The organism is Xenorhabdus yunnanensis, assembly GCF_028598805.1.
Taxonomy (GTDB): domain Bacteria; phylum Pseudomonadota; class Gammaproteobacteria; order Enterobacterales; family Enterobacteriaceae; genus Xenorhabdus; species Xenorhabdus yunnanensis.
On sequence record NZ_JAQRFI010000292.1, the window covers coordinates 1 to 299 of the forward strand.

Annotated in this window: 1 protein-coding gene; it reads right to left on the reverse strand. The window is 44.1% G+C overall.

Annotated features, from left to right (window positions below):
• Positions 1-287, reverse strand: a 287-nt coding sequence (locus tag PSI23_RS22295; RefSeq protein ID WP_273557077.1) for a DNA methyltransferase, incomplete at its 3' end; no start/stop codon positions are given.
• Between the last annotated feature and the right edge of the window lie 12 nt (positions 288-299).

Sequence of the window (299 nt, forward strand, 5' to 3'; positions counted from 1 at the left end):
TTATCTTCTTGCAGGATGGCATGTTTTATTCTTTTCAGGGCAATGCGGGAAATCAATTCGGGTATTGACTCTTGGGTACAATACGCTATTGCACCCGCATTCTTTGAGACAGGCTCCGGCAATTGAACCAGGATAAACTTTCTTCTGCCGCCATCTTTCTTATTTTGCTTTAACACCGCATGGCCTGTAGAACCACTTCCGGCGAAAAAGTCCAGAATGATATCTTCCCTGTCCGTGACCTTCATTAAGTGTTCAATCAGTCCTGTCGGCTTTGGATAATCAAACACAGATGAACCAAG